We start from the raw sequence: 23,803 nt of genomic DNA on the forward strand, positions 1-23,803 counted from the left end.
TACGTTATGCTAAAAAAGTAAATATTTTTTTCAGAACTAACTTAATTATTGTAAATTTACAGCTAGTTACTATATACAAGGGGTTTAGGACAAAATTGAATAAGCATAAAATAATCCGGACGATATTGTTGAAATCAGTTCGGATTATTTATAGATTCTATTATCGCTCCGTCCAAACACTTCACTTTCCTGCGTGATCTTCGACTCGCGCTGTTTCCAGAGAGGTCTTAAGCATTAATCTGCGTTTGATTTTTATTGTTCGTTTTTTACTATCACTGCATTGCTTATGTCTCATCCTCCATATTTATAGTGATTCGATTCAAGTACTCTAAAGGAAGGCGTGCAAAGAAGAAATCATTCAGTTCCCATTTAAAGCGGTAATGAGCACGTAGAAGCATGTCTTTATCCAGTCTTGCTGCACCTAAATATGTTTCCTGAAAAGGTGTTAGGTGGTCAAGGGTACAAAGGATTTCCATTGCGGCTGAATAGTTATTTTCCGCTATAGCTATGTGGGCAGACTCAGTGGGATCCGGGCTGGTAATGTTATCAGTGCGTCTGTGAAAAGCACATATAAAAGGGATAGTATGATTACGAATAGAAGTCATGGCCGCAGCCAGGTTATTGTTTTCAGCAATGGATAATGCTTTCTTCGCATAATCATAAGAAGCTTCAAAGTCATCATATAAATGGCTTAAGGCTAAATGATGGTACATTTTACAAAGTTGAATGGGGGATATGACTTTATTTATAAACTTGTAAGCATATTTTCTCGCTAATATAGTACGGTTTGTCTTCCAATAATGGTGAAAAGAAACTTCATCAAATCGAAGCTTCATATAATAATGAAATAACGGTTCATTTACCTTATAAAGAGCTTGCTGACAAAGCTCTATATACTTCTCAAAACCTTCGTACTGTTTAAGGTCATAATAAGCATACACGATAATAAAATAGTGCAGGCATTGGATAGAGGGATGACGATAGGTAAGAGCTTCCAGCCAACGTAATTCCTCAAAGGTTAGAAGTCTGACCTTACGAGCTATAAGTACATGATAAAGAGAGACAGCTTCATATGAATAGTGTGGAGAATGAACTAATGCTTTAAGTTCTTTATGATAATCGTTCATGTATAGAAATTCTAATCTTGCCAGTTGCTCTTCGATCGACAAAGGAGAGGAGCTTAGGCAATATTCTTGGGTCAATTGGGTTGCTTGTACCTTTGTATATAACTTAAGCAGCTTATGATACTTTTGATAGACGCTGGATATTTCCTTCATCTGGATTTCCATGATTGGACTAGGCTCTATTAAGTTTTGACACCCCATTTTATGGTCCTCCAACTTCATAGTTTTATAATATTATATACTATTTATTTGGAAAATAAAGTGAAATGCTTAGATTTTGAAGCCTTTCTAAGTATAAAAGAGAAGGACGCCAGCAGTAAACTGACGTCCATAACCTTATTCGGTAATTCCTACTTTGTTTAAACCGTCTTCCGTAGCTGCTGCTTCTTCACTTTCTTCACCGTAAATGTCTTCAGCTGACTGGATTAGTACTTCCCTAGCGTGGCTGAAATCAGAATCAGGCGTTAAATAGACACTTAAAGCACGGTAATAGATTTGTCCGAGCTTCTCTTTACCAATTTGTTCACCGGTTAAATATGCGGCATGATTAATAATAGAAGAATTTATATGAACCCCGCCGTTATCTAAGTCAATGGGCAGGTCATAATATTCATCCATATGAGATGGATACATGCCGCTCCCATCCCCGTATGGAACATAGTCTTCACTTACAGGATATTTACCAGGATCACTAAGGCTGCGCAGGGAAGTTCTCCCCGTTTCTATAGCTTCCTCAGCCATGATGTCTTCTCCAATCTCCCAATCTTCTTCATCTACTAAAGCACCAAAAATATCAGAAAAAGCCTCGTTTAAAGCGCCGGATTGATTACGATACTTTAACCCTGCAGTATGAGTTGTAACCCCGTGTGTCATTTCATGGGCTGCAACATCGAGTCCAGCGGATAATGGGATAAAGAACTTGCCGTCTCCATCACCGTACGTCATTTGGCTTCCATCCCAAAATGCATTGTTGTAATCTTCCCCATAATGGACATTCGATTCGATTTCCATACCTTCGCCATCGATGGAATTGCGGCCGTGTTCTTCTAGAAAGTATTTATACACTTTTTCTGAATTGTAGTGGGCATCTACTGCAGGACGGTCATAGTTATCTTTGAAAGCAGCACGATGAGAGTTAAAGATCTCTGCAGACTGCGTTCCCCACTCATTTTTTAAGTCGTAGGTATAAATTCCATCCAGATTTTCATGGGAGTTATCATACAGATAGAAATGAGTGCCTTTACTCTTTTCTTTATCATTTTTGTGGGTAATATGTAAGTGACGCTGGCCACCAAGAACCCCTAATCCAACACCTGTAGAGGACTTATAATCTTCTGCATGCATAATCGAGTTGTATTGGTCAACGACTTCTCCCGAATGAGCATCTACATATACGAACCAATTCCCCGGTTCTTCTCCTAGAAAATGAACGTTTACCTTATATGTCAGATGATTTTTGTTATTAAACGGATAGATAACGAGTTCAGAAGTAGGGGAAGCCTTTAACTGAGCCGGTGCGTTAACCGAATCTTGTGCGGTCTGCAGACTTTTTTCTTTAGAAATAGTGGGCTCTGTGGAAATGTCTTCATCTTCGACAGATTGATTGAAAAGGCCATTAACAGCTTGAACCTGGTTATTTTCATCATAATGTACCGTAATTTTATGACCCTCGACAGGAATTTCGTTTTTTTGCTGCTTCATTTCTACGTGAGTCATGCCAAGCTTATCTCTAGAAATATCGGCTTCGCTCAGGCTTTGTTCGGGAAGGTCTATTTTGTATGTATCTTTATTGTTTTTCAAATGTGCTTTAGCTGAATTTGAATTGGCTGCTGAAGCTTGAGCTTTTTTACCTTGATTTTCTTTAATGAAAAATGGTTGGTTTTCCTTTGATTGCTCTTGAACTCCTTGAGGTGATTCTGTTTGTGGCTTTGTACTGACCGCTTCAGTCGGGACGGGGGATATCATTCCAATAAATAATGCAGATGAAAGCACTGCCGCAGGTAAAACGTGTTTTCTCTTCAACATTCGATTCCTCCTTTATATAATTAGATCCAATTATAGAAAAAAATAGAAAATCACCAAAGAGTCAATAGAAGTATTTTCAATTTTAAGAAATTTGTCATATCTACAAACTTATGTAACTTTTTCACTAGTTAAAAGCGTTGAAGTTACTAATTTTTTGAAAAGGTTATTGTCAGAATTTAGCCTTAAAGTACTACGCCAATTGATTAATTTTTACATTGCATGGTTTAGTCGAATTTTGCGGGTGGTATACAACTATAGTAATAACAGTTTACATACTACACTTAGGAGGGGAAAGATGAGCAACCAAAACAAAAAAAATGAACAACTCGATAAGTTTCGTACCGATGACCGCGGGAAGAAGATGACGACAAATCATGGAACAAAAGTGTCGGAAGATGAATTCTCATTAAAAGTAGGTGAACGAGGACCCACCTTAATGGAAGACTTTCACTTCCGGGAAAAGATGACCCACTTTGATCACGAGCGTATACCTGAAAGAATTGTTCATGCCCGAGGATTTGCTGCTCATGGCGAGTTTGAACTCTATGAGTCTATGAAAGAATATACGAAGGCAGGATTTCTTCAGGATCCTTCTGTAAAAACCCCGGTGTTCGTTCGATTTTCTACTGTTGCCGGCAGCAAAGGATCGGCTGAAGCCGTAAGGGATGCCCGTGGTTTCGCTACGAAATTCTATACGGAAGAAGGAAATTATGATTTGGTAGGAAATAACATTCCGGTCTTTTTTATTCAAGATGCTCTTAAATTCCCTGATCTTGTGCACGCTGTGAAACCTGAGCCTCATAATGAAATGCCTCAGGCAGCCTCAGCTCATGATACGTTCTGGGATTTTGTCGCCAATAACCAGGAATCTGCACATATGGTAATGTGGACGATGTCTGACCGTGCTATTCCCCGCAGTTTCAGAATGATGGAAGGTTTCGGAGTGCATACATTCCGGTTTGTAAATGATCAAGGCGAAGCCCACTTTGTGAAGTTTCATTGGAAGCCTGTACTTGGTACTCATTCTCTAGTTTGGGATGAAGCTCAGAAAATTAATGGGAAGGATCCGGATTTTCATCGCGGAGATCTTTATGACTCGATTGAAGCAGGAGATTATCCTGAGTATGAGTTAGGTGTGCAAATTATAAAAGAAGATGAAGAATTTACATTTGATTTTGATATCCTTGACCCAACTAAGATTTGGCCTGAAGAAGACGTACCTGTCAAAATCATTGGAAAAATGACACTGAATCGAAATGTTGATAATGTATTTGCAGAAACGGAACAGGTCGCATTCCATCCGGGAAATGTCGTACCAGGGATTGATTTCTCCAACGATCCGCTTCTTCAAGGACGTCTGTTCTCTTATACAGATACACAGTTAATTCGTCTGGGAGGCCCAAATTTCCACGAACTGCCGATTAACCGCCCTGTTTGTCCTTTCCATAACAATCAACGCGATGGCTATAGCCGCATGACGATAAATAAAGGACCGGTAAGCTACCATAAAAATTCATTAGCTGACAATACTCCTGAACCTGCAAGTGAGGAAGAGGGTGGATTTACTCATTATCAGGAGAAAGTAGAAGGGAGAAAAGTAAGAGCGAGAAGTGAAAGCTTTAAAGATCATTTCTCCCAGGCAACTTTATTCTGGAATAGTATGAGCGACGCTGAAAAACAGCATATTATACAAGCCTTCAGCTTTGAATTAGGAAAAGTAGAAGATCCTTCTGTTAAGCAGCAGGTAGTTGATATGTATGCTAATGTCAGCTTAGAACTGGCTCAGGCATTTGCGAAGAATATCGGGTGTAATGTCCCTGAAAGCGGAGGCTCTGACGTAACAAAATCTTCTCCGGCTCTCAGTCAGGAAAACTCACCTAAGAAGCCGGATACGAGAACAGTAGCTGTATTAGTTGCTGATGGATTTAACGGTTCAGAAGTAAGCTCAATTCTTACTGCGTTAAAGGATCAGGGGGCAGAACCGGAAATTATTAGTGAGAAATTAGGCACGGTGAAAGCTGCTGATGGAACTGAACTAAAAGCTGACCACACCTTCTTAACCGGAGAATCTGTGTTATTCGATTCCATTTACGCTGTTGGGGGTAATGAAGTCAGCGAACAGTTCCATAAAGATGCAATGTATTTTATTAAAGAAGCTTATTCTCATTGTAAGCCGATTGGTGCAACGCATGAAGGGAAAAAATGGCTTGAAGAAGCAGAGATTACATCACGCCCTGGAGTCGTTCATGGCGACAATACAACAAAATTTGTGAATGAATTTGTTAATGCGCTTGCTGAGCACCGACACTGGGAACGTGAGCTTGTATAGTAAAAAGGAACTTTGCTTTTCTGGGAAGCGGAGGCCGAGACTGCTAAAAAGCGAAGGATTGCGATGGTAACATTTTTCCTGATATAAATAATCCGAACTGATATCAACAATATCGTTCGGATTATTTTCTTCTTTATACCGTTTTGTCAATCCTTTTCTTTTTTATCTTTAGCACCGAGTTTATTACCCAAAAGAAGCAAGGATTGATTGATGCGCCAAATGTAATAGACATGGTGTACTAAATCAATGTAATGTTGATGTTCAAGCGGAGCTCCGCGTTCAATTTGCTCTCTTTCTTTTTTTAAGGAAAATAACTCATTTGAAGCCGTTTCGCCTTTAAGCCGTTGGGTTACGGTGGCAAGGTTATGTGTTAATTTTTTTTCCAAGACTGGAAACACGGCTTGAACTTGCTTAGGAAAGCCTATATTTTTTTGATATGAAGAGGCCACGAGATGATCAGCATAGTAATTCATTGCTGTAAAAATCGTTACCCATTTCGGAAGCTCAGAATGACGGCGCGTCCCCGGGTGCTGCATAATGGGTTCAGCTTCGTCTAAGATGCCCTGCAGCTTCTCGTCGAGAACAAAAGCTTGCTCGGCCAATGCTTTAATATCAGTGGTTTCGGTAAAACTTCGAATGTAAGGAATCAGATAATTCTCTAACTCCTCCAGGTAAGCTGTGAAGGTTTCGTATACTTTATCTCTTGTTTTAGTAGGGAAAAGAAATGAAGAAACAAGCAAAGCTATCCCTGCTCCTGCAATTGTATCAACGACACGCGCGCTTAAAAGTGAAAAACTGATTCCGCCGAGTAATAAGTCATACATAAAAGCAATCAACATTGTGATAAACAGACTCATCATCATATAGGATACTGTTAATAAATAAAAAGCAAAAAAAACAACGGCAAATAACAAGATCACTTCTATTTCTGAGTGTCCTGAGACCAAATTGGCAAAGAAGAATCCGATCACAGCCCCAATCACAGTTCCGATTGATCGCTGTAATCCTTTTAAATAAATGCGTCCAACAGACTGAGTACCGAGTAAAACAATAAAAGAGGTAAGGACTACCCAGTATGGCTGAATAGGTGAGATGCCATACCCAACGACTATGGAGATGGAACCTGCTACTAAAGCTTGGAAAGCTTTTTTGGTAGTCGGCTCGAGCTCTTTTATTTTCTCTTCATCGTTCTTTTCGACAAGTTCCTCTTCAACCGGGTTTTCAAAGAGATCAGGAGATTCTTCGTTTTTAACTCGCTGGATCGATAATGCGGCATGAGTGACATGATGAGCAATAGATTCAATGCGGCGAAGCAAATATAACCGACCTTCTGGTTCCCCCTGTTCTTTAAACAGCTCATTAATTTTACTTCTTAATTCGTCGGTGGCAAGCTGTGCTTCAGTCAAATTCCTTTCATCATAATTGACGGCCAAAACATCTGCTTTTTGCAGTGAGGCAATTACTCGAATGAGTAACGTTCGCAGACCCCTGACTTCTAGGGCTTCATCTCTTTTTAACTGGGCGAGTGAATCAGTGAGTGTGGCCACCAGCATTGCCGTATCAAAGACGTATAATTTTACTTGAGCATTAGACAGCCCCGGCCATAATTCTTTAATATCGTGAGTGTTTAAATCAGAAGATACATGACCTGCATAATCGCGAAGAATCTTAACATTTATGCTGAGCCTTCTGCTTCGATGTTCGTTGATAGATTCATCTTCAAGCAGCTCAATTAGAAGTTGAAATGTTAAGTTGGCCTGTCGGTGAAAAGAGTAAATGCTTCTCTTTAACAGCTGAGCAGTACCTTTGAAAATAATAAAATTATATAAATAAGCAAAGCTTATACCAATAGCAATAGCCATATAAAACCACAAGAACTGTTTCACAGGCAGCTGCAAGAAGGAAGCGAAATATATCGTAATAAACCCAATCATTCCTAAAGAGAAATAACGGCTTCCATACTTTGAAAAGTAAAAAGCGCTAAAAATGACAGCGATCATTAAAGAGGAAACCAGGAAGGCATTCCATGCTAAAAGAGAACCTGTAGTGAGACCTCCAACAGCGGATAAACTAAGCAGCAGGGTTGTCCCTTTTTTTAACGCTGTCGTTTCATCGTTAACGACTAATATCCCCATCATCCCCGCGATTCCACCCATAATGGCCGGGGTCAGTTCAGGACCGTTTGTAATTGCAAGAATTATGAGTACTGAAAAAACGGAAGACATCAAACTGAGCGTTGCTTTTCCAGCCTGGTGAAGTCTTTTCCTTCCTGGGTCAGAAGCAAGAAAACGGCTAAGCCAATAATTAAGGGAGGGGTGTAAATAATTCAATGATAAATCAACCTTTTTTTTTGGATTCCTGAATTTAATCTCCTGAAACTTTAAAAGGTACCGGCTATACTAATACTCAAAGCAGTCTACAGGTGTGTATTAGCGAGTGTGAAGCTGGTTAAATAGGATATGGTAAGTAACATATTATTTTATCATAGATTGTCTTACTGCAGGGATAACTATTTCGTTATAGATTTGCAAATGTAATATCCCTCGTTTGTAGTACAGCAGGCATAAGAATAATAGAAGGAAATTGGGATTGTAAGATGCGGATGTACATATTGCAACTGGCGAAAGGCAAAGAATTAGTGATTAACGTTTAAAGCGGAGAAGTTACAAACAGAGTAAAAATGACCGGCCAGGGCAGAGGTGCCCGGCCGGATGGGGGGAGCGTTATTCTTCCAGAGCACGCTCAGCTGATTGTTTAACTTCTGTAAGACTTTTTCCCATACTCGATTCAACGGCAGCCACATACCCTCCCTCGAGCAGAGGAGCATTTGAAATTTCGATGTTATCGAATCCACTCATTTCAACAGCTACTTCAGCGTTCATCATAGCACTGCCGAGATCATAAATCACAAGAACGCCGCTGTCTGTATAAGCCTGTTTGATAGCTTGTTGTATTTTTTCGATGCTAGTTCCTATTTCATCTTCATCTGTTCCACCAGCCAATTCAATTGGGACGTCATTTACCACCTGGTTGAGGATATCCTGAATCCCTTCGACAACTTTCTGGCTATGTGAAACAAATACGATACCTACTGTATCCAAAACCTAATCGCCTCCTTTAAGTGTTTCAGCTAAAGCTACGAATAAGAAATAAGAGGATACCGAACCAGGGTCTACGTGACCGACCGATCGCTCTCCAAGATAAGAGGCACGGCCTTTAGTCGCTTTGATGCCTTTCGTTTGATTCATGGCGCGCTCAGCCGTTTCGGCTAAATTCTCTGGTGAATAATTGTCGGTAAATACTTCAATAACAGCCGACCATACGTCGATTAATGTTTTTTCTCCTACATCTGCTTTTCCTCTTTGTTTTAAACCTTCCAGTGCTTCTTCTAATCCGTTTTTAAAGCTCGTCTGGTCAACAGGATCTTTTTCTTTTAAGGAAGTGGAAAGTTTTAAAAATGCGGTGCCATACAGAGGGCCGGCAGCACCTCCTACCTTGCTCATAAGGGTCATAGCTGTATCTTTTAAGGTTTCCGCTGACGTTGAATATTCTGAACCTTCCAGCTTGCTTACAACTTCTTTGAATCCTCGTGCCATATTAATTCCATGATCCCCATCTCCTATTGCCTGGTCTAAAGTAGTTAAATAATCTTTATTTTTTTGTATGCGTTCGTTTGTTTTATTCATCCACACAATTACATCATTTGCACGAAGTTCCATAAGGCATCTCCTTTCTTATTTAAACACGGAATGCGGGCGCACCAGAGTCCGCAGCCAGCAGACTTTTCAGCTCTTCATCAAGTTTAAGCAGCGTGACAGAACAGCCTGCCATCTCAAGCGAGGTCATATAATTTCCTACAAAAGTCCTGTGGATAGTGATTTCCTGCTCTGTCAGCAGCTGGTTTACTTTTTTGTTTAGAATATAAAGCTCCATTTCCGGCGTCGCTCCCATTCCGTTAATCATAACGGCCACCTCATCACCACGGTTGAGACTCATGTCGTCTAGAATTTTTCCGGTAAGCTCTTCAGCGATCTCATCAGCAGAGACCACCGATTTTCGCTCTATTCCTGGTTCACCATGAATGCCTGTTCCTATTTCCATTTCATCTTCATCAAGAGTGAAGCTTGGCTTTCCAGCAGCGGGGACCGTACACGGAGTAAGTGCCATCCCCATAGAGCGGATATTTGAAGCGGCTCTTTCAGCAATTCTTTTAACTTCTTGAAGGGATCCGCCGGCAGATGCTTTAGCTCCCGCCAGTTTGTGAACGAAGATTGTTCCTGCAATTCCCCGGCGGCCTGTTGTAAAAGAGCTGTCCTCAACAGCCACATCATCGTTCACTACTACCTTTTCTACTTCAATATCTTCGGCTTCTGCCAATTCAGCTGCCATATCAAAATTCATTACATCCCCGGTATAATTTTTAATAACCAGGAAGACACCTGTACCACCATCCACAGCTTTAATCGCTTCAAATACTTGATCAGGAGTAGGTGAAGTGAACATCTCTCCGCATACAGCCGCGTCAAGCATTCCTTCCCCAATATAGCCTGCATGGGCAGGTTCATGACCGCTTCCGCCTCCGCTTACTAAACCGACTTTATTCGTAACGGGTGCGTCCTTTTTAACAATCGCGGTAGAGCCGGGCAGTTGTTTAAGAGAATCTGGATGAGCAGAAATCAAACCATCCAACATATCCTGTACGACAGCTTCGGGATCATTTACAATTTTTTTCATGTGGTAACCGCTCCTTTTTAAAAATCGAGTGGGCACGTCCTTTAAGTATACGTTTTCATTTTAGTATATTGGGCGCGAAATTACTAATCTCGTACTAGTTTTCAGTAAGTTTTTTAAAATAAACTACGAATTGTGGGGTAATGTGTCGATATAATAGAAAAATACGTTAAGGAGAGTTTATGGATATGAATTGTCCTTCTCAGGCTGTTACGGTAAGTGCTTTAAAAAAGGCGTTAATCAATGAGGAGTTTCTTCTCTATTATCAGCCGAAAGTAGACCTCACCTCTGGAAAATTGATTGGTGCGGAGGCTTTAATCCGCTGGGACCACCCGGAGTACGGCATCATTAATCCAGGAGAATTTATTCCTATGGCAGAGGAATCCGGATTAATTGTTTCTATAGGAAAGTGGGTGCTCTCCAATGCATGTAGACAATTAGTCGAATGGGAAAACGGTATGCTTGAGTCCATTAGTATTTCAGTAAATTTATCGGTTCGGCAGCTTTATCAGCCGGATTTCTTAAAGATGATTCGTTTGATTATAGATGAGACTGGTGTTAACCCGGAAAAACTAGAATTAGAAATTACGGAGAGTATGATGATAGATAGTGAAGCCGCCTGTATCATCTTAAACGAATTGAAAAATATAGGCGTTTATATCAGCCTTGACGATTTTGGGAAAGGTTACAGTTCTCTGCACTACTTGAAAGAACTTCCTTTCGACAAAATTAAAATTGATCAGTCTTTTATACAGCAATGCACCCGTGATTTAAATGATGCCACACTCGTAAAAACAATGATTGTTATGGCGCATCAGCTTAATTTTCAAGTAGTGGCTGAAGGAGTGGAAAAGGAAGACCATGTTGTCTTTCTTCAAAAGAATTTGTGTGACGAAGCTCAAGGATACTTGTTCAGTCCTCCCGTAGCTGCTGACGATTTCTTAAACAATCTTAGTAAGGTGAACCAAATATTAGAGATCTATGGACTGCCCGGTAGTAAATCTAAAAACCAATGGATGGAAGAAGAAGTGAGGACAGCACGTCAGGAAGTTTTAGAAATGGTAAGAGAACAACAGGGAATGACCTTTAAGTATATAAAGCGATACGGTCGTTTTATTCACACGCTTTGTGATGGAGAATTACTTTACAGAATGGGATTGACTCCGGAACGGGTGGTCGGACGGGAGCTTGATGAATTTCTCCCCAAAAAGATAGCTGAGGATAAAGTTATCCATTACGAAAAAGCATGGCAGGGTACCGAACAAGTGAATTATGAAGCTGAAGTTAATGGCATTCACTATATTGCGTCCTTAAGACCACTAACAAGAAGAGGGCAGGTAGTAGAAGTTATTGGTTCATGTGTTGATATTACAGAACGAAAAGAAATAGAAGAAGCTCTAAGAAGAAACGAGGAAAAATATCGGTTTATAACAGAAAACATCTCCGACTTAATAAAAGTTGTAAATGTAGAAGGCGTCATAGAATACGCTTCTCCTTCCCATCAGGAAGTACTCGGATATGGTGCAGATATGTATAAGGGAGAACAAATCTTTGATTATATACATCCGGATGATGCTGAACTTGTGCGGAACGAGTTTAAACATTTAGTTGCTTCAAAGGAAATCAGGAGAGCGGTCTACAGGCACAAGCATTCAGATGGTTATTGGGTACAAATGGAAGCAAAAGGAACACCTGTGTTAGATGATGCTGAAAAGATTACTCATGCGGTGGTGGTAGCCCGTGATGTAGCAGGAGTGAGCTAGAATAAAAAAACTGTCTCACACGCGGTGCGAGACAGCTCTTTAGTATTTCTATTTAAAAAATGAACATTGCCAGCATAGTCGATATTAACAATCCCAGCATAACGGGAATAAAGTTTTTCCTAACAAGATCCATAACTGATACTCCACAGAAGCCCGCAATAGCGATAAGGGAGGACCAGGCAATAATGGTTCCGCCTCCCGTCCAAATCGATCCCATTTGCCCGATTGCGGCCAGGGTAGTCGGTTCAATATTACTGTTTGCTAGTGATGCCGCAAGTGCACCGGTCAGAGGAAGACCTGAGAAACCGGAGCCATCCAGTCCTGTAATTATACCGATGATGAGGATACTAAATGCAGCTAAAAAAGCACTCTGAGGTAAAAAGTCCTGACTGGACTGGACCAGATCAAACAATAATGCCGGAGAGGTCTCTTCTGCTACGGACAAAATGCTCCCTGAAAAATCTGGACTCCCGAGAAAGAAGAAACCTGCAATAGGGATAACGGGTCCCATCGCTTTGAATGCAAATACAAATCCTTCTGTGATGTGGTCACTAATATAATCAAGCGCCCGGTATTTTCCAAAAGCTACAGTAGAAAGAAGCAGCAATACCACAGCTACTCCCCCTATAAAAGCGGCACCGTCCCCGCCTTCAAAGCCGCCCATTCTTCCAGAGTTTAGTTTTGTAGATACCATATAAATCATGACAGCAAGCATAGATATGGGAACGAGAACGGCGAAGACTTTGCTCCATTGATTAATACTTTTGTTTTGAGGGGGATGAGTATTTGTCAAGCCTTGCATCGCCTGAATTTCCTGTTCATTTCGTGGGTCTGATTTACTTCTGAAAGACTTACGGTAAAAGAAATAGGCACAGCCGATTGCTACCGTACCGGTAATAAAAGATAATGCCAAAGCTTGATCCATAACAGCTGTAGTGGAGACGCCCGCAGACTTTGCAGAAAGCTCCGGGGCCACCTGAACGATATAATCAGAAGATAACGCCATTCCCTGACCTGCTAATGCAACGGCCACGGCTGCTATCATAGCTGGAAGTCCTGCGCGAACAGCTGCTGGTACCAGTAAGGCACAAATTAGTGGTACAGCTGGCGTCGGCCAGAAAAATAGGGAAATAATATAAGTAACTCCCACAAGCACGAAAAAAGAAACATGACTGTTAATCATCACCCTTTGGATCGGCTCGATCATTCGCCGGTCAGCACCTAAGTCCTTTAACGAATGAAGCAGGGCAACCATAAATGTGATAATTAAGAAGATATTAAAAAGTTCTTTAGCTGCCACAAGGTTTGCATTGAAAACTGCAGTAAAACCTCCAATTAAACTACCGTTAAAAACCCATGCCACAATAAATGTTCCTAATAAAGTGGGCAGCACAACTCCCTTTCTAAAAACCATCGTAATAACGATAATCAGTGTGAAAATTCCATATAGCCCATGTGATAGCGTAAGCTCCACTGCGTATGCCTCCTCTAACCCCGTAATCTCATGGGGTTAGAAATAGACTATGCATAAGAGCAGATATAGGTGTTTGACTCATGACTCTGTTATTTCTAAAGGCATAAGTTCAAATGCATCTACATCAGCGATTCCTCTGTTCGTAATACGTATACTCGGGATAACGGGGAGGGCAATTAACGAAAAGGTCATAAATGGAGCGTTCATTTTGCACCCTAGCTTCTTCCATGCTTGTTCGAGTGATTCAACCTGCTCACCAACTTGTTCAAGCGGCTTGTCAGACATAAGCCCCGCAATTGGAAGAGGTACTTCTGCTAATATTTTTCCATGATTAACAACTATCATTCCACCTCCGAGTTCAGCAATTTTGTTAGCTGCAATTGCCATATCCTCTTTGTTTACCCCCATAACAAGAAGGTTATGGCTGTCGTGAGCTACAGTGGAAGCTACGGCACCGCTTTGAAGTTGAAACCCTTTTACAAAAGCATTAGATATTTGTCCGGAACGATGGTGTCGATCGATACAGGCTAAGTGAATGATGTCTTCTTTAATATTCGATTGAATAATACTATTTCTAACGGTCAGTTCGGCTTTTGCTTTGGCTGTACGAGCATTATTCTCTAACACCTCTATCACATTCACAGTAACTTTAGGCTGAGTAAGAGTCTTAGTGTGAAAATCTTCAGCTTTCAACTCTTTTTTTAAATGAACGGAATTTTTTGCTTCCGTTGGATACGTATAAACAGGAAAATTAACTTTATACATTCCCTGATCATAAATCATTTTTCCACCTACTAATACCGAAGAAGGCTTCATTTCTGCTAAGCTGTCGATAAACAATAAGTCAGCCCACTTACCGGGAGCTATACTTCCTAACGTGTCTTCACATTTAAAGTATTTTGCAGCATTAATAGTGGCTAGCTGAAGGGCTGTTATAGGATCGACGCCTTCTTTAACGGCCTTTCTTATGACATAGTTAAGATGCCCCAGCTCAGTTAATGTTTGGGGATACACATCATCAGTAACGAGAGAGAGGTTATCTGTCGGCACGTGATCTTTGGTTATAATAGGAGCCAGCTGCTCTACATCCTGCCAGGCTGACCCTTCCCTGATCATCACGTGCATGCCAAGCCTTAGTTTTTCCAATGCCTGCTCACGGGTTACGGTTTCATGGCAGGAAGTGACTCCGGAAGCGACGTAAGCCTGAAGCATTTTCGGATCATCGGCAGGAATGTGGCCGGTTACTGTTTTTCCTGCTTGAATCGTCGCTTCAATTTCCTGAGCCATTTTTTCATCTCCATGGACCACTCCAGGAAAGTTCATTACTTCACCTAAACCTGTGACATTCTCCCACTCCAGTGCTTGCTCAACGTCTTTTGGCAAAAGTTCGGCTCCAGCATCTTCTAACGTGTCCGTTGCTGGCACACATGAGGGGACGGTTGTAAATACACGTAATGGGAGTTTTTGACCTTCCTCATGCATCCAGCGTACTCCCTTAAGCCCGAATACATTTGCAATTTCATGCGGATCCATAAAAATGGAAGTTGTTCCTTGCTTAAGGGCGGCTTTTGCGAATTCCGTTACACTTAGCATTGTACTTTCCACGTGCATATGGCCATCAATTAAACCGGGGGTGATAAACTTACCGCTGGCATCAATTACTTCTGTCTCTTTTCCGATAAGCTGCTGACAATCTCCAATATAAGCAATTGCCCCTGAAGTGATTGCTATATCTTTATCCCTTATATGTTCTTTGGAATGTACATTTACTATTATACCGTTGGTAATAACAGTATCTGCTTTTCTTTTGCCTAAAGCAGTTGCAGCTAACTGAAGCCGTTGAGCACGAGTCATTTTCATAGGAAGTCTCCTTTATAAAAAATAAAACACCTGAACGAAGCGTCCAAGTGTTACATAATCTCCCAGGGGTAAACTTCCCCTTATTATGAGAATTATGTAGTCCAGCAATTTACGGTTGCTTGGGTAGAAACACCTGAGCCCTATTCTCAAGCCTATACATAAGCAGCTCTTAATGTGATTATTATTCGATAGTATAGAAGAAACAAAATGAATCGTCAATTCTTATTGACAATGAATAAAACAATAGGCAGCATATTAATTGAAAATGATATTCTTTATCAATTAAGGTCGAATTATTAAGTATCGTAGTAAAAAGAAGGAGAAATGTAGAATGAAGAAATTTTTGTTCGTTATAATTGTCCAATTACTTATTTTACTCGCAGCGTGCAGTGAAATGGACGAACCTGGATTTTGTTGAAGAAAATCGAACGTATAAGCTCCCAGGGGATATGGGTACATTTGCAGGTCCTATGTCGGCTGAGCGCCTTGAGTAACAGATGCCTTAATTGAAAAGAAATAGCTGACACCATCCTCAAGTTTTATTCAAGACTTGAGGTTTTTTGTTAACCTTGGAATTTATAGGGAAAGCTTCTTATAAATTAAGAAGGGAGTGAAGGACGATGGATCATAGATTTCCGATAATATACGATCGATTTATGAGCCTTTTGGAAAAAGGAAGAATTGAAAATATAAGAAAAGATTTAATCAAATACGCTGATGGGCATGTGTTAGAGATTGGGGCAGGAACCGGGCTGAATTTTCCTTATTATCGCCAGGTATCTGCTGTAGAGGCTGTTGACCCTGATCTGGCAATGATAAACTATGCATTTAAGAGGGGAAAGAAAGCTGTCCCTGCCATCAAGTTTCATGAAGGACGAGCGGAAGACCTCCCTTTTAAAAACAAACAATTTGACAGTATTGTTGCTACGTTAGTATTTTGTACCATAGCTGACCCCAAGCTTGCTATTAAAGAAATAGAAAGAGTAGGTAAGCCTGGGAGCAAAGTGCTTTTATTTGAACATGTGAAATCAGAGCAAAGGTGGAAAGCTGCATTTCAGGAAAAAATCACGCCAATATGGAAACGAGTGTGCGGCGGATGTCATTTAAATCGTGATACCGTTCACTTAATTCAAGAATCAAGTATAGTAATAGACAGCCTCGAATCATTTTGTGACGGGCTGTTTATAAAGATTGTAGGTCATATTCCTACTTAGGGAAAAGCATAAAATATTAATTAGCATCCGTTTAATTCCATTTAAATAATATAAATAAATGGGAATAATTAATAATTTTACGCAGCTATTTTATTAGAAATTTTTAATTTTACTCATTAGATTCATTTCTTCGATAAAAGTATAGTAGGGACAATACGAATCAGGAGGATGAGTTTTATGAGTTATTTCGATCACGTGGAAAAAAGAGAGCTGGAAGCAGCTGTCGAAATTAAAGAAACTTGCTGGAAATGTAAGGAGCTTGTAGACGAAAAAGATTTAATAACTGTAACAGATGGAAAGACAGCTTGGGTTGAATTGTGCAGAGATTGTTTTGATTTTTATAAGGATTTAAAGAAATTCACGAAGCTTGGAAAGGTGTAATAAATCTCTGCAACATAGACATTTTGCTCCTTTTCACCTAGAATAATTGTAGATGATGTAATGGAGGCGCGGATATGACAACGATTAATGATATCGCCAAGATGGCAAATGTTTCTCGCACTACTGTATCAAGGGTGCTCAACAATAACGGCTATGTAAGTGAAGAAGTGCGTAAGCGCATTATACAAATAGTAGAAGAAACAGGATACATTCCGAGTCTATCCGCCAAATCCCTCCGTACAAAAAAGTCAGGAGTCATAGGTGTTATCATACCTAGAATTGATACCGAAACAGCCAGCAGGGTTGTAAGCGGTATTAACGAAGTGGTTTCAAAAGAAAATTTTCAAATTCTATTAACAGATACTGAGCTGGATAAAGAGAAAGAAGTAGAATATATCAGGCTGCTTCAAAGCCGCCATGTAGACGGAATTATCTTATTAGCTACAAATGTAAACGATTCGCTTGTAGCTACCATTAAAGATGTTGAATTACCGTTCATATCGTTAGGACAAGACCTTCCGGGGATCACATCTATCTTATATGATGATTACCACGCTGCAGTAGATGTTACCAATATGCTTATTAGTAATGGGCATGAAAGAATTGCTTTTATAGGTGTGAGTGAAGACGATCCCTCAGTCGGCTTCCAACGCAAGAAGGGATACATGGACACCCTGAAAAAACGTGGATACAATTTGAACAATTCCTGGATGGAAACAGGAGACTTTAGTATTGAATCCGGTTATGAATCCATGAAAAAAATTATTAAATACAGCAAAGATCAACTGCCAACGGCCATATTTGCGGTTACGGATCGAATGGCGATCGGGGCAATGGAGTATTTAAGAGAACAAGGTCATCGTATTCCTGATGACATAGCTGTAGCAGCTATAGGAGCTTCTACTATGTCCCAGTATGTCACGCCTTCCTTAACAACTGTAGATTATTTTAATAAGGAAGCAGGACAGAAAGCAGCCGAGCTGTTGCTGCAACAGTTAAAGCAAAATAAGGAAATAGAAAAATTTGTACAAACCTATAGACTTATAAAAAGAGATAGTGTATAGTACAAATCAGTAAATGATATGTAATCGATTACACAAAAATTCTCTTTTTTTGAATTGATTTACAACCGCTTACATTTTTTATGTGCAATGTGTAATCGATTCCCTAAATTTGAATTTAAAATCGGAGTTATAAGTGGCAATGTTTATTTTTGTGAATGTGTGATCGATAACATATGAAGAATAGGAGGAACATTCATGGCTGGTAATAAAGAAATTGCTAAGCAGGTTATTGAAGCGGTGGGCGGTGAGGAAAACATTCAATCCATTGCTCATTGTGCCACCAGACTACGCGTGATGGTTCATGAACGTGACAAGGTTGATGTTGAGAGATTAGAGGGAATTGAAAAAGTAAAAGGCGCTTTTTACAATTCTGGTCAGTATCAAATTATTTTTGGTACAGGAACAGTAAACCAAATCTACCAGGCAGTAACAGAACAAGGGGTAGAGGGTTCTTCTAAATCAGAAATGAAAGCAGAAGCAGCAAAACAGGGAACAGCTCTGCAAAGGGCGATTCGAACTTTTGGGGACGTATTTGTACCTATTATCCCGGTATTAGTTGCGACTGGGTTGTTTATGGGGCTGCGCGGTCTCCTGCTTCAAGAAGCTTTTCTGGATCTCTTTGGATTAACGCCTGATACAGTTCCAGAAAACATCGTTCTCTTTACGCAAGTACTTACGGATACGGCATTCATATTTTTACCTGCATTGGTAGCGTGGTCTACGTTTAGAGTTTTCGGAGGGACTCCTGTAATTGGTTTAGTACTAGGGTTGATGCTTGTATCTCCATCTCTCCCGGATGCCTGGGCCGTTGCGGAAGGAAACGAAGATCCAATTTACTTTTTGGACTTCATCCCAATTGTGGGCTATCAAGGATCTGTACTTCCTGCATTCTTTGCTGGTTTAGTTGGAGCTAATCTTGAAAAATGGTGCAGAAAACGTATTCCTGAAGCATTGGATTTAATTCTTACCCCGTTCATTGTGTTACTCGTTATGATTGCTTTGTCCTTATTCATAATTGGACCGATTTTACACATTGCTGAAGATGGAATCTTCCAATCCATGTTCTTCCTGCTCGATCTTCCTTTCGGTTTAAGCGGGTTAATCATAGGGTTGTTTCATCAGGTTATTGTTATTACGGGTGTTCACCATATTTTTAACTTCTTGGAAATACAGTTGTTTGAAAATTTGGGCTACAACCCGTTTAACCCTGTGATAACCGGAGCTATTGCAGCCCAGGGAGGAGCAGCTCTTGCTGTGGGAGTGAAAACCAGTTCGGCAAAGCTTAAAGCGATCGCCTATCCTTCTTCCATTTCAGCGTTCTTAGGGATTACTGAACCGGCTATTTTCGGGGTTACCTTACGCTATATGAAGCCATTTGTAATGGGGTTAATCGGAGGCGGTGTCTCTGGCTTTCTGGCATCGATTTTTAACCTGCAGGCGACAGGGCTGGCCATTACCGTAATTCCTGGGTCTCTTCTCTATTTAAATGAACAGATTATAGGGTACCTTATTGTTAACATTGTGGCCGTTGCGACAGCGTTTGTGCTAACGTATATGTTTGGTTTTAATGATAAAATGCTCGATAAAAAATAGAAACTTTTACACATTAGGGACCTGGAAGCACTGGGTCTCCTTTTGTCCATTTAAGGGGAAATTGTTTTATGAATGAGGATGTTAAATTACGAAAGCAAGCTGACGATGCTGTAAATCAGCACTTTCAGCACGTTAAAGAGGACGCTTACTTTCCCGGATACCATACAGCTCCTCCTGTCGGTTTGTTAAATGATCCGAATGGCTGGATTCAGTGGAAGGGAAGGTACCACCTTTTTTTCCAGTGGATGCCGTTTCATACCGGGCACGGTGCTAAGCTCTGGGGCCACTTTACATCAGAAAATCTAGTTGATTGGCAGTTTGAGCCTGCCGCCCTGACACCAAGTGATTGGTTTGACAAAAATGGGTGTTATTCGGGGAGCGCTGTAGCAGATGAAGAAAAACTGAAGGTCTTTTACACGGGTAATGTAAAAGATACACAAGGAAATCGTAAGACTTACCAGTGTTCAGCTGAATCTAGGGATGGCGTTAATTTTGATAAAAAAGGTGTAAGAATCGAACTCCCTGAAGGGTATACCCCTCATTTTCGTGATCCTAAAGTATGGAAACATGATAATTTGTGGTATATGGTAATTGGAGCTCAAACAATAGATAAAATAGGAAGTGCTGTTTTATTTGCCTCTCCGGATCTCGAAGAATGGACTCACAGGGGGATCTTGACGCATGCAGAGGAAGAGCCTTTTGAAAAGTTAGGTTATATGTGGGAATGTCCGGATATTTTTAAATTGGAGGACAAGGATATTTTCTTATTCTCTCCCCAAGGTTTAGTATCGCAGGGCATTCACTACAATAATCAATATCAATGCGGTTATACCGTCGGCCATCTTAATTATGAAAAGAGCAATTTTTCTCATGGTGAATTTATTGAACTTGATCGAGGTTTTGAATTTTATGCTCCGCAAACCACGCTGGACGACAAAGGGAGACGAATCTTAATTGGCTGGATGGGAGTACCAGAGCAAAATGAAGCTGCTCAGCCCACTGTAGAAAATGGCTGGGTCCATCAAATGACGCTGCCGAGACAGCTTGCACTCCAAAAAGGAAAGCTGTATCAACGGCCTTTAGAGGAGTTTAAGCAACTCCGTACAGGTGAAGCTAAAAGACTTATAATCGATGGCGAGTACTTCACTTCAATTTCCAGAACTTCCGAAGTTGAATTGATAGGCGAAGCAGAGAAGGTTTCCATCTTTGACTATGCACTATTGAGCTATAATAGTGAAACAGGATTAGCTACACTGGAGCGTCCAAGCTATGTTGATGGAACGAAAGAAACACGAAGCTGCTACCTTCCAAATGGTTTGGAGCGTCTCCATATATTTGTGGATCATTCCTCATTAGAAGTATTTATAAATGATGGGGAGGAAGTATTCACAGCAAGAATATTTGCTCAGCCTGGGAACGATTCCTTAACTATAAATACAAGAAACTCGTCCCAAGTTCAAATTTGGAGCTTAAGAAATGATACAATACACATTAGATAAATTCATGGGATGGTGAGTGAGAGGATGAAAATTGGAGCAATTGAAGCCGGAGGAACAAAATTTGTGTGTGCTGTAGGAGATGAACATGGCCATATTTTTGAAAAAGTGGTGATTCCAACCGAAGCTCCTGCGGTAACTATGCCCAAGGTTTACGAATTTTTTCGTAATAAGGATATAGAGAGAATGGGAGTTGGAAGCTTCGGCCCAATTGATATTAATGAAAAGGGCGGAACGTATGGGCAGATTCAAAAGACCCCTAAGATGGATTGGATCGACTTTCCATTGGCAGGAGAGCTTGAATTCAACCTTGAAATCCCCGTCGTAGTGGACACAGATGTTAACGTAGCTGCACTGTCTGAAGCGCGCTGGGGGAACGCAGTTGATGTAGATACCTGCTTATATATCACAGTAGGGACGGGTATAGGCGCAGGTGCTATCGTAAATGGCGGAACGCTTACAGGTCTTTCTCATCCCGAAATGGGTCATATTGCAGTGCGTCGTCATAAGGAAGATGCCTTTGCGGGGACATGTCCTTATCATAATGACTGCTTAGAAGGAATGGCAGCCGGACCTGCAATTGAAGAGCGTTGGGGAAAAGCCGGGGCAGAGCTTGCTGAGGACCCTTTAGTATGGGAGATGGAAGCCTATTACTTAGCTCAGGCACTTGTGAATTACATTTATATCCTTTCCCCGGAGCGTATTATTATGGGGGGAGGCGTCATGCAGCAAGAGCAGCTGTTTAAGATGATTCGAAAAAACGTGGTAGATATGTTGAATGGATACGTAAGTTCACCAAGACTAACAGCAGACAATATTGACCAATATATCGTAGCTCCGGGATTGACGGACGAAGCTGGTGTAAAGGGCGCATTAGGGCTGGCGCTTCGAAATAGCAGTGCGATTGAAAAATAGAGTAAACTTATGTAATCGAGTGTGAAACCTTGTAGGTATCACACTCGATTTTTTATTTGAGACTTTTAACATCTTAAAATGAAAGGCCTCTATGATCAGCTGACAACTAATCTGGCAGGACGATGATTTGCTTGAATTTGAATAAAAGAGGTCTTTGACTATTTCTGCTCTTTTCCGTTTATTATGTAAGGGGAGGAAGATTGGGGAGTTCCTGTCGAGCAAGCAAGAGAGTTGACCGGTAAGCTATCCAAACTAAATTCTGAGTTTAGAATATATTGAATATGAGGAGGGCGGCCACGCCTTGTTAAACTATGGGAAGGAATACAATGAAAAAATTAATCAATGGTTCAACAACACATCGATTAGTTCAGCCAGGAGGTAAGTTACTGCTATGTCTTGTTTTTAAGGTTATTGGAAAAGCAGACGTTAAAAGATTAAGAGAAATTTACTATCCTATTTATATATTACTTGCAATTGCCTTTATGTGAACCACGTGAACATGAAGGTCATTTTTTAAGTGGGTGAAATGATATAAAAACACGCACAGCATGTTCTGCTGTGCGTGACATGGTTACTTATTTGAATGGGAAGTAATCATTTGAGCACGTCCGCTGACTGTGAAATTTTCGATTGTCGCCGGAATGATAAAATGATCACCTTTTTTGAATTTATATTCCCTTGTATCAACGTGCACGAGCCCTTCGCCGTTAAGGACACTCACCAGCGTATACTTTTTTGGATAGAGTTCGTTGCTTTTCCCATCTAAATCCCAATGGTGAACGGTAAAGTATTCTTCCTCGACCAGTTTCTCAAACCGTAATCCCGCTTCAAGGTATGAATCTCGACTAAGTTTTGGGTCTTTATGAGGGACCGATGTAACATCCAGCGAGCGATCCAAATGAAGTTCCCGTTTATTTCCGTCAGCACCTACCCGATCGTAGTCGTATACACGGTACGTAATATCCGAGCTTTGCTGGGTTTCCAGAATTTGAATGCCTTCCCCAATCGCATGGATCGTTCCGCTTGGTACATAAAAGAAGTCGCCGGGATTAACAGATACTCGGCGCAGTAATTGATCCCACTCACCATTTTCCACCATGGCAGCAAGCTCATCCTTACTTTTGGCATGGTGTCCAAAAATGATTTCAGACCCTTCTTCACAGTCTATAACATACCAGCACTCCGTTTTGCCATAGTTTTCATTTTCGACTTCACGAGCGTAGGAATCATCGGGATGTACCTGTACTGAGAGGTCTTTTTTTGAATCCAGGATCTTAACAAGCAGTGGAAACTCATCTCCCTGTTCATTGGCGAACAATTCACGATGTTCTTTCCAGGCATCGTCCAACCTTCTCCCCGCCAATGGTCCGTTTATAATGATATTTGGTCCATTTGTGTGGCCGGAGATGCCCCAGCACTCTCCTGTTTGCTCAGAAGGAATCTCATAGTTGAAGATCTCTTTAAGTTTTGTTCCGCCCCAAATTCTTTCTTTAAATTCAGGCTTAAGAAAAATTGGTTCCTTATACATAGTTGCTTCACACCTTTTTCGTCTGAAAGTTAACTCTATCGGTCATTGTATCACAAGTTACAGAGAGGCGTGTTCGTTATTTATTCATGCAGGGTCGAACTTCTTAATCACTCTGTAAAAGTGACGATGTGAGAGAGGTTACTGGGTTGCTGTGTAACATTTTTAGTGAGGATAGTAAAAAAAGAAATGAAGAGACTACTTTACAGGAGTGCTTTTGGTAAATGGGGGAGCTGGTATTTATAAAAAGTATGTAATAGGAAAAGGTGTAGTCTAAAGAGGATCGTGGAAATTAAAGAAGAAAGGAGG

The 23,803-nt window shown here is 40.7% G+C and carries 18 protein-coding genes and 1 riboswitch; of the genes, 9 read left to right on the forward strand and 9 right to left on the reverse strand.

The features are described from left to right. Positions 1–284 precede the first annotated feature (284 nt). Together C1A12_RS06000 and C1A12_RS06005 are read right to left on the reverse strand one after the other, a co-directional pair. A complete protein-coding gene (locus tag C1A12_RS06000; protein WP_101842919.1) occupies positions 285–1,325 on the reverse strand; it encodes an AimR family lysis-lysogeny pheromone receptor in 1,041 nt (346 codons plus the stop codon). A 135-nt stretch (positions 1,326–1,460) separates the two neighbouring features. After that, positions 1,461–3,149, reverse strand: a complete 1,689-nt coding sequence (locus tag C1A12_RS06005) for a M4 family metallopeptidase (RefSeq protein WP_235001543.1) — start codon at positions 3,147–3,149, stop codon at positions 1,461–1,463. 295 nt (positions 3,150–3,444) lie between these two features. Here C1A12_RS06005 and C1A12_RS06010 point away from each other — a divergent pair, with 295 nt between their 5' ends. Beyond that, positions 3,445–5,478, forward strand: a complete 2,034-nt coding sequence (locus tag C1A12_RS06010) for a catalase (RefSeq protein ID WP_101842920.1) — start codon at positions 3,445–3,447, stop codon at positions 5,476–5,478. Positions 5,479–5,624: 146 nt separating this feature from the next. On the opposite strand, the gene C1A12_RS06015 is transcribed toward C1A12_RS06010, so the two are convergent. The 4 genes from C1A12_RS06015 to dhaK form a co-directional block, all read right to left on the reverse strand. Next, positions 5,625–7,808 carry an FUSC family protein gene (locus C1A12_RS06015; RefSeq protein WP_101842921.1) on the reverse strand — a complete coding sequence of 728 codons (2,184 nt, stop codon included), beginning with the start codon at positions 7,806–7,808 and terminating at the stop codon, positions 5,625–5,627. A gap of 393 nt (positions 7,809–8,201) precedes the next feature. Then, positions 8,202–8,579 carry a dihydroxyacetone kinase phosphoryl donor subunit DhaM gene (gene dhaM, locus C1A12_RS06020; protein WP_101842922.1) on the reverse strand — a complete coding sequence of 126 codons (378 nt, stop codon included), beginning with the start codon at positions 8,577–8,579 and terminating at the stop codon, positions 8,202–8,204. Positions 8,580–8,582: 3 nt separating this feature from the next. After that, positions 8,583–9,197 (reverse strand): dihydroxyacetone kinase subunit DhaL, encoded by a 615-nt coding sequence (gene dhaL / locus C1A12_RS06025; RefSeq protein ID WP_101842923.1) that lies wholly within the window; start codon positions 9,195–9,197, stop codon positions 8,583–8,585. Positions 9,198–9,216: 19 nt separating this feature from the next. Further along, positions 9,217–10,212, reverse strand: coding sequence for a dihydroxyacetone kinase subunit DhaK (gene dhaK / locus C1A12_RS06030; protein ID WP_101842924.1), 996 nt, complete (start codon positions 10,210–10,212; stop codon positions 9,217–9,219). Positions 10,213–10,397: 185 nt separating this feature from the next. Between dhaK and C1A12_RS06035 the strand changes: the two genes are divergently transcribed. Next, a complete protein-coding gene (locus C1A12_RS06035; protein WP_159462150.1) occupies positions 10,398–11,972 on the forward strand; it encodes an EAL domain-containing protein in 1,575 nt (524 codons plus the stop codon). A 52-nt stretch (positions 11,973–12,024) separates the two neighbouring features. Here C1A12_RS06035 and C1A12_RS06040 read toward each other — a convergent pair whose 3' ends face one another. Beyond that, entirely contained in the window at positions 12,025–13,446 is a 1,422-nt protein-coding gene (locus tag C1A12_RS06040; protein ID WP_101842926.1) for a hypothetical protein, read from the reverse strand. A gap of 78 nt (positions 13,447–13,524) precedes the next feature. Beyond that, positions 13,525–15,306, reverse strand: coding sequence for an adenine deaminase (ade, locus tag C1A12_RS06045; RefSeq protein ID WP_101842927.1), 1,782 nt, complete (start codon positions 15,304–15,306; stop codon positions 13,525–13,527). A 77-nt stretch (positions 15,307–15,383) separates the two neighbouring features. Further along, a riboswitch (purine riboswitch) is annotated at positions 15,384–15,486 on the reverse strand. 440 nt (positions 15,487–15,926) lie between these two features. Here ade and C1A12_RS06055 point away from each other — a divergent pair. The 7 genes from C1A12_RS06055 (at position 15,927) to C1A12_RS21065 (ending at position 22,457) form a co-directional block, all read left to right on the forward strand. Then, positions 15,927–16,520, forward strand: coding sequence for a class I SAM-dependent methyltransferase (locus tag C1A12_RS06055; protein WP_101842928.1), 594 nt, complete (start codon positions 15,927–15,929; stop codon positions 16,518–16,520). Between the two features lie 177 nt (positions 16,521–16,697). Next, on the forward strand, positions 16,698–16,901 hold the full coding sequence (locus C1A12_RS06060; RefSeq protein WP_101842929.1) for a hypothetical protein: 204 nt from the start codon (positions 16,698–16,700) through the stop codon (positions 16,899–16,901). Between the two features lie 74 nt (positions 16,902–16,975). Then, positions 16,976–17,965: a LacI family DNA-binding transcriptional regulator gene (locus C1A12_RS06065; protein ID WP_101842930.1), complete on the forward strand. Its 990-nt coding sequence runs from the start codon at positions 16,976–16,978 to the stop codon at positions 17,963–17,965. A 195-nt stretch (positions 17,966–18,160) separates the two neighbouring features. Then, positions 18,161–19,558: a sucrose-specific PTS transporter subunit IIBC gene (locus C1A12_RS06070; RefSeq protein WP_101842931.1), complete on the forward strand. Its 1,398-nt coding sequence runs from the start codon at positions 18,161–18,163 to the stop codon at positions 19,556–19,558. Between the two features lie 68 nt (positions 19,559–19,626). After that, positions 19,627–21,057, forward strand: a complete 1,431-nt coding sequence (locus tag C1A12_RS06075) for a sucrose-6-phosphate hydrolase (RefSeq protein ID WP_101842932.1) — start codon at positions 19,627–19,629, stop codon at positions 21,055–21,057. Between the two features lie 24 nt (positions 21,058–21,081). Then, complete coding sequence (locus tag C1A12_RS06080) at positions 21,082–21,969, forward strand: ROK family protein (protein WP_101842933.1); 888 nt, start codon at positions 21,082–21,084, stop codon at positions 21,967–21,969. Between the two features lie 326 nt (positions 21,970–22,295). Beyond that, the gene (locus C1A12_RS21065) at positions 22,296–22,457 is read left to right on the forward strand and encodes a hypothetical protein (protein WP_159462151.1); all 162 of its coding nucleotides are present in this window, start codon (positions 22,296–22,298) and stop codon (positions 22,455–22,457) included. Positions 22,458–22,540: 83 nt separating this feature from the next. Here the strand turns inward: C1A12_RS21065 and manA are convergent, their stop codons facing one another. After that, entirely contained in the window at positions 22,541–23,497 is a 957-nt protein-coding gene (gene manA, locus C1A12_RS06085) for a mannose-6-phosphate isomerase, class I (RefSeq protein WP_101842934.1), read from the reverse strand. Positions 23,498–23,803 lie beyond the last annotated feature (306 nt).

It is taken from the genome of Halobacillus sp. Marseille-P3879, assembly GCF_900240285.1.
In the GTDB taxonomy this organism is placed as follows: domain Bacteria; phylum Bacillota; class Bacilli; order Bacillales; family Halobacillaceae; genus Halobacillus_A.